The organism is Mesorhizobium sp. M0306 (assembly GCF_040321655.1).
GTDB lineage: Bacteria > Pseudomonadota > Alphaproteobacteria > Rhizobiales > Rhizobiaceae > Mesorhizobium.
The window spans coordinates 48,076-61,363 of record NZ_JAMYRY010000020.1 but is presented as its reverse complement, the minus strand read 5'-3'; the positions used below and the strand labels follow the sequence as shown (position 1 = coordinate 61,363).

The 13,288-nt window shown below is 58.4% G+C and carries 8 protein-coding genes and 4 pseudogenes; 9 read left to right on the top strand and 3 right to left on the bottom strand.

The genetic code is table 11. The annotated features are described in order from the left end of the window. Positions 1-191: 191 nt before the first annotated feature. On the bottom strand, positions 192-1,532 hold the full coding sequence (gene hemN / locus NKI95_RS23485) for an oxygen-independent coproporphyrinogen III oxidase (protein ID WP_352693091.1): 1,341 nt from the start codon (positions 1,530-1,532) through the stop codon (positions 192-194). A gap of 517 nt (positions 1,533-2,049) precedes the next feature. On the opposite strand from hemN, the gene NKI95_RS23480 reads away from it, so the two are divergent. From NKI95_RS23480 to NKI95_RS23445, 8 genes and pseudogenes are all read left to right on the top strand, one after another. Beyond that, positions 2,050-2,415, top strand: coding sequence for a hypothetical protein (locus tag NKI95_RS23480; RefSeq protein ID WP_352693093.1), 366 nt, complete (start codon positions 2,050-2,052; stop codon positions 2,413-2,415). A gap of 162 nt (positions 2,416-2,577) precedes the next feature. Next, positions 2,578-3,738 carry a porin gene (locus NKI95_RS23475; RefSeq protein ID WP_352693095.1) on the top strand — a complete coding sequence of 387 codons (1,161 nt, stop codon included), beginning with the start codon at positions 2,578-2,580 and terminating at the stop codon, positions 3,736-3,738. 14 nt (positions 3,739-3,752) lie between these two features. Beyond that, a pseudogene (locus tag NKI95_RS34490) lies at positions 3,753-3,961 on the top strand (bifunctional hydroxymethylpyrimidine kinase/phosphomethylpyrimidine kinase); the annotation flags it as partial. Between the two features lie 403 nt (positions 3,962-4,364). Further along, positions 4,365-5,897: a Fic family protein gene (locus tag NKI95_RS23465; RefSeq protein ID WP_352693099.1), complete on the top strand. Its 1,533-nt coding sequence runs from the start codon at positions 4,365-4,367 to the stop codon at positions 5,895-5,897. Between the two features lie 15 nt (positions 5,898-5,912). Then, positions 5,913-7,682 (top strand): prenyltransferase/squalene oxidase repeat-containing protein, encoded by a 1,770-nt coding sequence (locus NKI95_RS23460; protein ID WP_352693101.1) that lies wholly within the window; start codon positions 5,913-5,915, stop codon positions 7,680-7,682. Between the two features lie 203 nt (positions 7,683-7,885). Continuing rightward, the gene (locus tag NKI95_RS23455) at positions 7,886-7,972 is read left to right on the top strand and encodes an N-6 DNA methylase (RefSeq protein ID WP_352549373.1); all 87 of its coding nucleotides are present in this window, start codon (positions 7,886-7,888) and stop codon (positions 7,970-7,972) included. Continuing rightward, positions 7,957-8,448 (top strand): annotated as a pseudogene (locus tag NKI95_RS23450) (phosphomethylpyrimidine synthase ThiC); the annotation flags it as partial. The gene NKI95_RS23455 and the pseudogene NKI95_RS23450, both read left to right, overlap by 16 nt. Positions 8,449-8,451: 3 nt before the next feature. Further along, positions 8,452-8,946: pseudogene (locus NKI95_RS23445) on the top strand (FAD-dependent oxidoreductase); the annotation flags it as partial. 819 nt (positions 8,947-9,765) lie between these two features. On the opposite strand, the gene NKI95_RS23440 reads toward NKI95_RS23445, so the two are convergent. Further along, entirely contained in the window at positions 9,766-10,236 is a 471-nt protein-coding gene (locus NKI95_RS23440; RefSeq protein ID WP_352719565.1) for a hypothetical protein, read from the bottom strand. Positions 10,237-10,562: 326 nt separating this feature from the next. On the opposite strand from NKI95_RS23440, the pseudogene NKI95_RS23435 reads away from it, so the two are divergent. Then, a pseudogene (locus NKI95_RS23435) lies at positions 10,563-10,694 on the top strand (ATP-binding protein); the annotation flags it as partial. Between the two features lie 134 nt (positions 10,695-10,828). Here NKI95_RS23435 and NKI95_RS23430 read toward each other — a convergent pair. After that, positions 10,829-12,988 carry a hypothetical protein gene (locus NKI95_RS23430; protein WP_352693105.1) on the bottom strand — a complete coding sequence of 720 codons (2,160 nt, stop codon included), beginning with the start codon at positions 12,986-12,988 and terminating at the stop codon, positions 10,829-10,831. Positions 12,989-13,288 lie beyond the last annotated feature (300 nt).

The window sequence follows — 13,288 nt, the reverse complement described above, 5'->3', positions numbered from 1 at the left end:
GGCGAAACACCCAGATGCCCCGCACCTACCACGATCAATATGGAAACGCCTCGGTGGCAGCCACGAGGTCGATGTCATTGAAGATGAGATGAAATAGGCGGATCAGCTCTGCTTTTCGCATCCTTGACGCGCGCTTCATGACAGGCCTCGGCCGAGGGCGTCGAGTTTAGCTTCCGGTTGGATGCTTGCCCTCACCTGTGGCTATGCCTACGGCCATCCCGATCGAGAAAAGCATCGAACGCGGCAGCGACAGCGCGAATTACAAAGCGATGCTCCCGCCGTACGCGGACAAAACCGTTTTCGAAGTCCACTATCCCGTCCTCGGCCAGCATCGCCAAGCGTTCAGCTGAATCGAGAAGACGGATCGGATCAGATCCGTGGGCGGCACAGATTGCCTGCACATCGGCCTCGAGATCGCACATTAGTCGCTCGATAATTGCGGCTCGCACGCGGTCGTCGTCGGTGAGGCGATAGCCCTTTGACGTCGCCAGACGGCCAGCTGCGATGTGCTGGATGTAGGAATCCCGTGTAACTTCGTTTTGGACGTACCCCTCGCCGACGCGGCCGATAGCCGACGCGCCGAAACCGATCAGGGTTCTGCAGGTGGTGGCCGAGTAGCCCAGCGAGTTACGCCGCAGGCGACCCGTTTTCTGTGCCAGCGCGAGCTCGTCGTCCGGCAAGGCGAAATGGTCGAGTCCGATCTCGCGGTAGCCGGCGGCAATCAGCGTCGCGGCCACGGCCGCATACTGTTCGGCGCGGGCAGCGCTGCCCGGAAGAACTGCCTCCTCGATGAGGCGCTGATTCTTTATAAGCGACGGGATGTGCGCATAGCCGAACACCGCAAGCCGATCGGGGCGCATTGCGACCGCCGCCCTCGCGGTCTCAACGCAGGACTGCACCGTTTGATGCGGGAGACCGAAGATGAGGTCGAAGTTGATGCGGCTTACTCCATGCCGGCGCAGCATTTCCACGGCAGCCGACGTCTGCGCCTCACTCTGAACCCGGTTGATTGCTTTTTGAACAATGGGATCGAAGCTCTGCACGCCGAGACTCACACGGTTCACGCCGGCTGCTCCTAAGGCCTCGGCCATCTCGGCCGTGAACGTGCGCGGATCAATCTCGACGGCAACCGTAGCTGTTTTCGTGAGAGCGAAGCGGCGTCGCAGGAACTCCATCAGAGCCAGGAACTCGGCTGGTCCTATGAGAGACGGCGTTCCGCCGCCGAAATGCATGTCGCTCACGGGCAGCGTCTGCGGCGCTCGCTCCGAGACCAAACGGATCTCGTCACGCAGGGCCGCCAGATAGTTGAGGATCGGCGCATCATGGCGGGTGATGGTGGTGGGGAAGCCACAATACCAGCAAGCTGATCGGCAGAACGGAACGTGGAAATAGAGCGACACCGGATGGTCAGCCGGCAGGTTCCTGAGCCATTCCTCATAAGCCTCGGCGCTGACCGCCCCAGAGAACTCCGACACAGTCGGATAGATAGTGTACCAAGGCAGGCCGGCCTCGCGATATTTTGTGGTCTGCAACAGTTACCGTCCCATGCTGATAACCGCCAACCTTACCGCTGCGCTCGCCTGTGTCTTTGCGCTATGTCAGTCCGTTCCGCTTTGGGCTCGAAACTTGTATTTCTCAGCAATAGCGGCCGTTCAGTCTTGGCTGGACGGTCAGCGACTGGCCATGGCTGTTCCCGCCGCGACCCTCACGCGCACCGTTTGGTTCCACCATCCCTTCCCTTCAGCCTGGGCCTGGTCGACTAGATTCTGCTGAGCGCGGCTGCCGCATCCAACGAGATAACACGGCGTTGGGACCGGACTTTGCTCGCCAGCTAGCGCAGCCCCATAGTGATCTCTGGCATCTCGATGAGCTCGTTGTGTGAATTGCTGGCAAAGAGCACTAGCTGTGGCGCGCCGTCTATCAGGACGAGAGGCTGCTCGACGCGACCGTCAGGTCGGCCGCAATGCCAAGGCCGGCGCGCCTACTGACTCCGTGGTGGAGGCAAGGCTGCGCGTCAGCGCGTGATTACCGATCATCGCGCTCGCCAAAATGACGGCGTCGTACCGAGCGGTGCCGCCGCATGATGTCTCAACGTCGGGGCTCACAGCAAACAAAGCTGTCGCCATTGAACGAAACTGTCGCGAAGCGAACAGACGAACCGTAGCCGAAACGTTTGCCGTTCGTGCTTGGGTTGATCCGCAAGGCAAAAAGGAAGGAAGAGCGAACCAAGGTCCGCCGGCACACTTGAGCTTCAAGCCGCAGCTGCGTCGTCAGGATGGCACGTCATTTGCAGTAGAAGCCTTTGTGACGGCCCGCCCACAACTAGCGGAGATGACGGGGATGATTTGTACAGAAATGTTGGATGGAGTCGTTTCGGCGATTATTATTTTTGTAATAACAATCGCATGTTTGTAACAATAACACCCAATAATATTCTCAATTTCTGATGAATATCTGGCGTGACGAGCGCATCAAAACTGCTCAAATTCAACTCGATGCGCATCGTTATCGACTGTTTCCTTAGCAAGAGTTCATCACTGACGTCCATTCCTTTTACTCTTTGAACGGAGATCAACAATGAACATTAGGAGCCTCCTCCTCGGCTCAACTGCGGCACTGATTGCCGTTTCCGACGCTCGCGCCGTGACCGCCGTTGCCGAGCCTGACCCGACTGAGTACGTTAAAGTCTGCGACGTCTACGGCTCGGGCTACGTCTACATTTCAGGCACTGAGACCTGCGTGCGCATCGGCGGCTATGTCCGTTACGACGTCGGCTTGGGCCATGTCGGATTGGTTGATCACGCAAGAACCTCGGATGTGAGGACTGGTGAGGATCAGGGCACATGGCAAAACAACACGCGCTTCACATTGAAAACTTGGACCGGCCAGGAGACCGAACTCGGCACGTTGAAGACCTACACCGAAACCCGCATGAACTTCGGCAACCGCGGCGCTTCGGTTTCGGACAGTTCTCGGCCCTATGCCTTCAACGGAGACAGCACCTTGACTTTCGCCTGGATTCAGCTTGGTGGCCTCCGAGTTGGTAAGGACTGGTCGGCCTTCGACATGTTTATTGGCGGCGCAGGTGACGTACTCAACCAGACGCCGGTTCCGTACGGCCCTTTCGATACCAATGTGGTTCAGTACTACTTCGACGCCGGGAACGGCTTTTCGGCCGTGGTTTCGCTCGAAGAAGGCTCGGGCGTGGTCGGCACAATCGACAGCTACGCACCGCACGTAGTCGGCGGCTTGAAATACACACATGGCTGGGGCGCGATCACCGGCGTTGCCGCTTATGATAGCAACTACGAATCGGTGGCCGCCAAGGTCCGTGTCGACATCAATGTCACCAACGAACTGTTGCTGTTCGGAATGCTCGGCTACGGTTCCAACGGCAAGCTCAACGACGACTCCACGAACGCCATCGACGCTCATGGTCGCGGCTTCTATAAGAGTTGGGGCGGGAACTGGGCTTTCTGGGCTGGCGCCACTTACAAGCTCAACGAGACAACTTCGTTCAACCTTCAGCTCTCCGGTGATCAGCTCAAGAACCATGGTGTCGCTGCAAACGTCGCCTATGCGTTTCTTCCAGATTTCACAGTTACGGCGGAACTCGACTATGGCCGATACGGTAACTTCGCCGTCGGCAAGGTGGACGGCGCTTCCAACATGAATTGGACCAACGCCAACAAGAAGAGCAGTGTCGGCGGAATCCTGCGTTTCGAACGCTCATTCTAACGGATGAAAGGGCGCTGAGGCAGGCATCGCATGTACTTGTCGTCGGCGGATCGGACTCCAGTGGGGGTGCCGGAATCGCGCGCGATATCGAGACGCTCTCCTCCATGGGCGTGCGCAGCTGCCTTGCCGTCACTGCGGTGACGGTGCAACACACGACAGCGTCACGGACATCCTTCATCTGCAACCCGGTCTGGTGGCCGATCAGATGCGTGCAGCGATCTCGCGGGCGTCGCGGCGTAGTGAGCGCGGGCGCGGCCGTGATGATCGTGGCGGGAGGGAGAGGTAAGGAGCGTCTTTCCTTTGAGAATTCGCGTTTACGGGTACCCACGATGCACAACGGGCGAGTTTTTCAAAGAGGCGCGTCCTCCTTCGAAGCGCTTCGGAGGGCCAGGCTCTAGGCTCGCCCCGAGCCCCTGCGTAGCCTGCGGGGGAGCTGGGTCTCGGCCCATCCGGGTAACGATCCTTCGCGCGGCTATGGAAACGATCGCATTTGCCGATTATCGCATAAAAAACTTGTTATCGCACGACTAAAAAAACTTGCAACTCCACAGCATCATTGACTTGTCGCCTATCAGCACTATACACTTGTAATCGCACAGCTCCTAAAAACTTGCAAAGGCACAGCCATGGCCAAGCCCCATGAAAAACTCGCTGTATCACTGGCCGTCCTCAAAGAGCTGCAGGAGGGTGGGCGGCGCATATTCAAATCAGATGAGCTGACCCGCGTCCACCGGGAGCGGCTGCTGCAGAACGGGTTCCTGCGCGATCTTATCAAAGGCTGGCTCATGTCGACCGGCCCGCAGGCACAGCAGCAAGACACCACCCCCTGGTACGCGAGCTTCTGGGAGTTCTGCTCCCTTTACTGCAATGACCGGTTCGGCAAGGACTGGTTCCTGTCACCGGAGCAGTCGCTGCTTCTGCACGCGGAAGCGCCCACTATTCCGCCTCAGGTGGTGGTGAACACCCCCAAAGGCACGAATAACAAAATCGACCTGCTGTTCGGCACTTCGCTCTATGACCTCAAGGTCAAGGAGATGCCGGCCGAACTGACAGAGAAAAACGGCCAGCGCGTGTTCACTGTCGAGGCCGCCCTTACCCGGGTGCCGGAAGCGTTCTTCCAGCGCGCCCCTGTCGAGATGCAGATCGCCATGGCGTCGGTGCGCGACGTATCAACCGTTCTGGCCCTGCTGCTTGATGGCGGCCATTCCGCCGTGGCGGGACGGCTTGCGGGGGCCTTCCGTCGCGTAGGACGCGACTCCTTTGCCGATGAAATCGTGGCCGCCTTCAAAGCCGCCGGCTATGACGTGCGCGAATCCGATCCGTTCGCGGGACAAATTGGACTGACAACCATTGCGGCGGGCGTACCGCCGTTGGTCGCCCGCCTGCGCGCGATCTGGCAATCGCAGCGCGAAGCCATCATCGAGATATTCCCGAAGGCACCCGGACTGCCGTCCGACAAAGACGCCTATATGAAGTTCGTCGAGGATATCTACGAAAGCGACGCCTACCATTCGCTGTCGATAGAAGGGTACAGCGTCACCCCGGAACTCATCGACCGGGTGCGCGAGGGGAGCTGGAATCCGGAGATTGATGAAGAGGACCGCAAGAACCGGGATGCGCTTGCCGCGCGTGGCTACTACCTCGCATTCCAGAAGGTCAAAGACTCTGTTGCCGCGATCATCAACGGCAAGCCAGCCGGCGCGTTGACGCGGGACACTCACCGGGAGTGGTACCGGGAGCTGTTCGCGCCGTCAGTGACCGCCGGCATCCTCAAAGCCAGCGCGCTTGCGGGATATCGCAATCACCCTGTGTACCTGCGCGGCTCGCAGCACGTGCCGCCGCGTACCGAAGCGGTGGCCGATGGTATGAATGAGCTGTTCGACCTGCTGGAGGCGGAGAAGGAGGCCTCCGTGCGTGCCGTGCTGGGGCATTGGCTTGTGGGCTATGTGCACCCCTATCCGGACGGCAACGGACGGATGGCGCGGTTCCTCATGAACGCGATGCTGGCTTCAGGCGGTTACCCCTGGACAGTCGTCAGAGTCGATGACCGGAAGGCCTACCTCGCAGGGCTGGAGGAGGCGAGCGGCAATATGAATGTGAAAACATTCGCCGCCTTTCTCGCCGAACGGGTGAAGTGGTCTATGGAGAAGGCGGCGTGAGGTCGGTGGTGTGCCATGTTTAACTTGCTTGTCTCGGGCCACGGCGAGTGGTGGGAAACGCCGCCGTTCACGTCAACCATTGACCGGTTCAAGGAATATAGCGGCGCCGAGGCCGAGGCTATCGACCTCGCGCGCCCTGAAACATTGCGCCGGCTGGAGGAAATGCCGGCGCTGTTGATGTACGAAGTCGGGGCGGGAGGCCCGCACGCGCGCGTGGTCCGGCACGGCCGCATACGCAATATCGTTCGGCGCGGACACGAACTGGCCTTCACCTTCGAGCCCGATCCGGAACATGCCTTTCTCGACCGGTCAGCCGTGTTGAGAATTGCGGACCGGCTGGGCATTCAACAGTTCGAACAGCACCGTACGCACTGGGCGATCAAGGATGGTGACATTCCGGCCGAGCTGATTGCCACCGGCACCGCTGAACGGGCGCAGCGCACCGTTGCCGTGGTTGCGGCAGAATATGTAGAAGCGCGCCGCGAGGGACGAAGGAGAGAAGCTGCCGAACTGGCCGAAGAACTGGAGGATTTTCCTCCCTCGCTGGAGAAAGCACTGTCGCTCGTGCCGGCGCGTATCCTTCAGCAGCCGACACCCGAATTATACCCGATCCTTGGGATAGAGCCCCGCACGCCCGAAGGCCGCAACGCCGTCGTGGCCGTCGTCGCAAGGGATCACAATGGGCAGGACTTGCCTGCCGACTGGTCTTATTCGCTGGCGTGGTTCCTGGACCTTTACGGCAGCGCGACGGAAGCGGGGCGCCTTGACGGCGCGCTGGCCGAATGCGCAACGCATATGATCGCGCTCGGCACTGGCGAGGGAGAAGCCGCCGCCCCGGTTGAAGATATCGGCTACGCACTCTGGCGCTGTTCGCGAAGCCCGAAACTTATCGGCGATCTGCGCCGGGAAATTGCGGTCCTGACTGATCGCCTCGTGCGCCGCCAGGAGGGTGGGGGCTACTGGAATGAAACTAGAGAAGGGGTTCCCCGGCCCGGCCTGCGCGCCACGGCCCTTGCGACAGTCGCCCTTCAGCGGCTTGGCGATGACCGCTACCACGACGCAATTCGGAAAGCCGTGTCATGGCTGATCACACAAGTTATTCCTGACACGGGCGCGCTTCCGCGCGACGCGGGCGACGACGATCCCGAGGTCATCGCCACGACACTCGCGATGGAGGCTATTCGCCGGTCTGATTTTGTCGATCACGTGCCCCACGTGCTGGCGGCTGGAGATGCCTGGCTGGTCTCCGGTCAGACCGTGCTGGGAGGCTGGCAGGCAGAGCCGTGGGCAGAGGATTTTGTCGCGGCCTTGGTGCTTGAATATCTTGCGCGCCAAAACGAGATGCTGCCGCAGGTCGATGGCTTTCTCCTGATGGCGCGCGACTTCTTCCGCAAGGCAGAAGAGCTGCAGCTGGAAGGCGGCGCCAATAATCGGCGGCTTGCTGCAATAGCGACCGTGCATGCTGTGGAAATGTTCCTTTATGGGCTGTTTGAGCGGCGGGAAGATTTGGCGCTGTCAGCCTTCCGCGAAAACGGCACTGAGACGCTCGGCCCCCGGGAAGCGCTCGGCGCTCTGCAGGCTGCGTTGCAACGGATCGGGGTGCTGCACGCGCCGCAACGGCTGTCCCACCGCGACAATCTGAGTGCGTTGGTCGGGCGGCGTGACGGGATCATCCATCGCGCTCACGAAATTAGCGAAGCGGAACTCAGAGACGGGATGAAGCATGCCCGGCGCTTTATTGAAAAGTATGCCCGGTCGCTGCTCGACTTGAATCTGTTGCAGTGAATGTACGTGATTGAGGGGGATGATGAAAAGAAGCGATATTCCAAAGGATGTTATGCCGGCTATTCCGCAAGGCCGCGGAAGAATATGGGGGCAGCGATGCCCCGGCGACATGGCCCCGGATGTGCTGATGACCGGACGTTACCAGTTCGGCAGCAACGAGCGCCGATGGCGACGACATTCTCGGCGATGCCTACGAATATCTGATGCGCCATTTCGCGACTGAGAGCGGAAAGAGCAAAGGCCAGTTCTACACCCCCGCCCAAGTCAGCCGCATGTCGGCGCGGCGATGATCGGTTGGTTCGGCACCGCCATGCTCTGCTACGTCACGCCGAAGGAGCATCTCGGCCTTCCCGATCGCAACGATGTCAAAATCGGCGTGATCACCTACAAGATAGCCGCCCATGCCGCCGACCTGGCGAAGGGTCACCCGGCGGCAAAGATCCGCGACGAAGCGCTGTCGCGGGCCAGATTCGAGTTCCGCTGGGAGGACCAGTTCAACCTGTCGCTCGATCCCGAAACAGCGCGGTCCTTCCACGATCAGACCTTGCCCAAGGAGGCGCACAAGCCGGCGCATTTCTGCTCGATGTGCGGACCGAAATTCTGCTCCATGCGCATCTCCCACGACATTCGGGCCACGGCGCAGAAGGAAGGCATGGCGGCGATGGCGGCGAAATGCCGCGCAGGCGGCGATCTTTATATGCCGCCGGTGGAAACGCCCGCGGTAGAAAAACAGGCCTCAGTGCAGGAAGATCAGGGGGCGCGCTGAGCCATGCGCCGCATTCTTGTCAAAGGCGCCGGTATGGCAGGCCTCACCGTCGCCCATGAATTGGCCGCGCGGGGTGCATCCGTCACGGTTGCTGAAATTCGCAGCCAGATCGGCGGCAATGCCTCCTGGCTCGCCGACGGCATGCTCGCCCCTTGGTGCGAACGCGAAAGCGCCGAGGAGGCGGTCGTCACTTTCGGCAACGTTGCAGCCGACTGGGGCGTCGTCTTCCTTTTCGAGACGGGCGAGGTCGGCCTTTCCGGCTTTGATCAGGTGATCGACTGCGCTCATCCGGCGTTCGGTGAGGCCGAAATCGTCGAGACGGGAGTGGGTGTGCGCCCTGCCTATCCCCACAATCTGCCGCGGGTGAAGCGCTGGAAGGACGGCACGATCACGATTAACGGCCTTTGCCGGCATGGTTTCCTGCTTTCACCGGCCATGGCCGAGCAGGCTGCCAGCGTTCTCTTCAATTCATCTGCCGACAAGGAGCCTGAAAATGAGCTGATCGTCAACGCTGAAGCGCTTGAAGCCAAGGCAACGACGCTCGACGCTCTTTTGAAGGAGCTTGACTATGAGGGCGGCTGGCTCGCCACAGCGCTCAACGCAAGCGATCCGCGCTTGACCTGGTCTCGGTCCGTGCCGCCACCGCGTCACCAGCCTTTTCGACTTTCTCCGCCAGAGCAATATCACAGAGCGATGAAAGCGACGCGAGCCAAGTCACTGCTTCACGCTACTACCTTCGCCTTCCCTCACTGATCCCCGAAAAGGTATCCCGAGGTTCACCCAGCGCGATTTGTCCTCGTTCTGACAAGTCCGCTTTCAGCCTATCGAGCGCAACACGGGCCGCAGGCAGTGCCGTCTCCGAACCGTCTCCGAACAGACAGTGCAGCGGCCGCCATGCATTTGGCTCTGCGAGATGAAAGTCACCTTCCGTCGCGCTTGGGACTCCGATAACAAGGTTCTCGGGCGAACCGAGGCGCGGGGATAAAAGCACCGGCGCCCACAATGCCCGGATGTGATGAGCTCGGCGAGGAAAGTCACTACGGTCGTGTCCCATAAGGTGGTGTAGCTCGGCGGTTACGAAGCTGCTCGCGAGCGCGCCGTTAGTAGCGCTGTAGCGAGTGAGCGGCGTGTCGGTGGTCATCGGCGCTTTCCGGTAGGGTTTGGTTGTTGACGCCAACCCCATTTCGGAAGGACCACCGATGACCGACGACATGATGAACCTGCTCACGCTCGTGGAGAAGACCCCGGATGTCGCGAAGAGGAGACCCATCCGGAAGATATCCTCGCTTTGATATCTAAGTCGAGATCAGGTTTCTCTCAGTCGAGCCCGAAATACTTCCGCAGGGAACGGTGCGTCATCTCGCGGACCGCATAGCGGCCGACGGCGCGATTGCCGTCCCAATGCCAGTCATCGTTCCAGCCGAGCATGAACGCCCGCTTGTTCTTGGTCACCGTCCGAGTCCGGATCGTTGTCCTTGACTGAAAATGGGAGATGTTGTCGATGCCCGCGTCGTTTAGGAGCGAAGCGTCGAGCACAGGACCGTGCTCTGCGATCACACGCAGGCCCAGCTTGGTCTTCTCTTGGGCCGCCTCCATCCAAAAGCGGATTTGTTGTTCGTCTAGTTCTACAACATCGGTCATGTCGATGCCTTCATAGTCTGAGACAGCCGCGGCTGGATTGTCGACGATCAGCGAATCTAGCCCGTTGAGATTCAAACGGGCTAAAATTTCGGCGCGCGCTGAGACGCTCAGCTTGGCGAAGTCGGCTAGGTCTAGTAAGATTTGCATGTTGTACCTTGTGGCTAGTTTGGATTCGCCTTTGGTCGGGCAAAATAGAATCTAGCTACGGCAAGATCCGCTGTCAACAGCTTTGTGCCGAGGCATGATGGATTTTTGGTATGGCAACTTTGGAGCCTTGTCCGGCTTCCGGACAGGGCTTTGGAATTTCTGACATTCAAGATCCGTTTGCAAGCGACAGGGCTGTCACGCAGTGAGATCCGGTTCTCGGACTCCTCCATGGCCCAAAGAGGGCAACATCCAACCGGCGGGCGATTCATGCTGATGTAGTAAGGCATTAAAAACTTTAATCGAGCACATTATCCTCTGGTCGGGCGCCGGGGTCAGGAAAGTCGATGCTCGCCGAGCGGCTGCCGTCGATCCTGCCGTCGCTGGCGCCCAGGGAATTGCTCGAAGTCTCGATGATCGCCTCCGTGGCCGGCGAGCTCGGTCGAAGGCAAGCTGACCGACCGGGGGGACGGTTGCGTGCTTTGGTTATCCAGTCGACGTCGTAACCGTGAGTTTTGAATACATTAGGGGAAGATGGCGAAGCTGCCGGATTTCGCCTGTAAATGACCGCTGGTGGGCAAAACTCCGACTACGACTAGGTACATTTCGCCGGAAACCGACAGCGTGACGATAAACGGTCTAGTCCCGCCGTTTTCGAAAACTCCGGAAAAGGTCGTGTAAGCGCGCTGGCAGAGTACAGGAACCATGAATCCAAGATACCCCCTCGCCCCGCTGATTTCCATGAAGGAGAACTGCCAAGCCCAGCAGAAAGCCGGCAGCCGGTCCGCTGTCCCTGTTCGCGCTGCTGCTGCTGCAAGCAAAGATTAAGATTCTTAAAACAGCGAACCAAAAACCTTCCTTCCCCGACTTGGTGGTCCCGCTGAAAGCAAAAGGCAACATCAGGTGGGCTCTCGGCCCAGCTAGCTAAATCCGGAGTCGCGGCTGTCGAGAACTGAACCCATCCGTATCGCCATTCAGTATATTCGTCTTTGAACTTTACAAAGGAATATTCGCCTGTCTCAGCAAGTATTCCCTGAATATATCTGACATCTGCTTTGCCGAAGGCGGCATGGTCCCCGGGGGAAAAAAATAGCTCCAGGGAACCGGTACTCGTCAAACCAGCCGTCTGTCGAAATGCTTCGCCACTCATTAGCCCGGCAGCACTTCCCACTGTGGCGCCCTGCACCTGCGCGGCTTCCTTGGTGAGGCTTTGCCAACTAATCCCAGGCCGGAACAGGGACATATATAAAATATGAGCGGGATAAACATAGTTCGCCTCACTCGACGAAAGCCGTTTCATAAAGCCCCTCGCGGCGGCTAGAGCTGTAGGGCCTACTGGACCGACACCTTTCGCCCTGTTGAAGTCCCCATTTATAGCAATAAGCGCCCGCGCATAGTCTAACAACGCAACATCCACTCTTAAGCTGGCGGGCAGGCATCGAGTCGCAGCCACACCATCGGCGTATGCGGTGTCAATCTCAAGATCATCCGCCCTCGACGTCTTTTTTGCGTAAAATTTATCCGCCACACGGTTGTAATAAAACTGGAGAGCGCCATACCTAAAGTACTTGAGCCTCTCGACGCTTTCCGCGTCGCATGATTGTGAGAATAATTGGCCCCCTTCAATTTGTTGAAATCCGAGAGCAAATCGATCAACAGGAAATCTCTGGGTGAGGCGCCTTGCTTGATAGCGCAGCGTAGGGTCGGGGGAATTCAAAAAAGAAATCAGCAACCGATAATCGGAGTCATCAAATAGTCTAATCAATTGGCTAAGATCTCTGATCCTGTATCCTGGTGTCAACTCGCGCTGCTCGCTATTAATTAGCTCCACTAAAATGTCCAGGACCGCCGCGCGGGCTCGATCCGTGAGATGTGTGTCCCTTAGACTTTTCCTCAACTCCGTGCTGTAATGCGTTCCGTCCTCGCTCAATCCCTTTTTTGCTTCAGCGGCGTTCCTTTCGTCGCTCCCGATCAAATCATTCAGCAGAGATTGATAGTCCTCTTCGGCTGCATATGCGGATCCAATCCAAAATCCGTGAACCAGAGCGAATGATTCAGTTCCTGGGGAAGAAAGGCTTCCCAGTTTCTCCGTCTCTAGAGGAGGAGGAATGGGAAACTCCGACGGTTGACCAACGAGAGGCTCAACGAGAGGCGCCAATTGCTTCAGCCTCGTAAGGCTCAACATGACGCCGTCGGATTCGATTTTGTTCTCGACCGATTGGCTAGGCGAGCCCGGATGGGTTGAAGATCTTAGGCAATTTGATACGGCGTAGCGGGCTGCTTCGGCATCTCCGACGTACTCAGGGTTAAATTTGACGATTATCTTTGGGCTTGCTTTCCATTTCTCGAGAAATGAGGTTTCCTTGAGCTCCTCTTCTTTTGAAGCAATTTCATTGTGCTGGTATTCTACAACATCTATCCGACATTCCCTCGATTTCTCGAAGCGCAGCAATAGAGTAGAGTCCCGCCGGCCGAGCGGAGTTTCATCAAACCTGATGACTAGGATATCATTTCGCCGTTTCTGCACCCAAAAATCCGCTGGAAGCTCTGTCGCTACCAAGCTTTTAGGAATATCCTGAATCTCAAGTTGAAGACCCACCTGTGCCCCACCGCGACAGAAGGAATCATAGGTAAAAAAGGAAATTAGGAACACTGTAACTAAGCCGGCTATACCGCCAACTGCGGCGTAGCCAAATTGCCCAATTGGGAGCGTGCCTTTCGCCCCAATTTCTCCGCCTATGAATGCGCCCGCCATAGCTGTACCCAAGGCGAAGAACGCAGTGAGTGGGTAGAATGCGTTACAGACAATCTGCGGCCCTCCATCTGCAGCCCTAACAGCAATGTAGAAGAAGCCTAGGAGAACAAGACCACCGAAAACTGCTCCTACAACGAGGCGCCAAGGCGGTCCTGCTGGCAAAGGTCCTCGTTCAATTGCGTCAAGAGCGAGATCAGTAGACTGGTCGTGGTCCGGATTTGTCATTTCAGCCCCCTTGCCAAAACGTATTTCCGCTCACGAACGCCGGCGGAAATACGCTTGGCGGCCTAAGGTATATTA

What these genes read in the sequence shown, in the direction of transcription:
- NKI95_RS23480 (WP_352693093.1), top strand. Translation starts at nt 2,050, where the DNA reads ATGACGGCGTCGTACCGAGCGGTGCCGCCGCATGATGTCTCAACGTCG.
- NKI95_RS23475 (WP_352693095.1), top strand. Translation starts at nt 2,578, where the DNA reads ATGAACATTAGGAGCCTCCTCCTCGGCTCAACTGCGGCACTGATTGCC.
- NKI95_RS23465 (WP_352693099.1), top strand. Translation starts at nt 4,365, where the DNA reads ATGGCCAAGCCCCATGAAAAACTCGCTGTATCACTGGCCGTCCTCAAA.
- NKI95_RS23460 (WP_352693101.1), top strand. Translation starts at nt 5,913, where the DNA reads ATGTTTAACTTGCTTGTCTCGGGCCACGGCGAGTGGTGGGAAACGCCG.
- NKI95_RS23455 (WP_352549373.1), top strand. Translation starts at nt 7,886, where the DNA reads ATGCGCCATTTCGCGACTGAGAGCGGAAAGAGCAAAGGCCAGTTCTAC.
- NKI95_RS23440 (WP_352719565.1), bottom strand. Translation starts at nt 10,236, where the DNA reads ATGCAAATCTTACTAGACCTAGCCGACTTCGCCAAGCTGAGCGTCTCA.
- NKI95_RS23430 (WP_352693105.1), bottom strand. Translation starts at nt 12,988, where the DNA reads ATGGCGGGCGCATTCATAGGCGGAGAAATTGGGGCGAAAGGCACGCTC.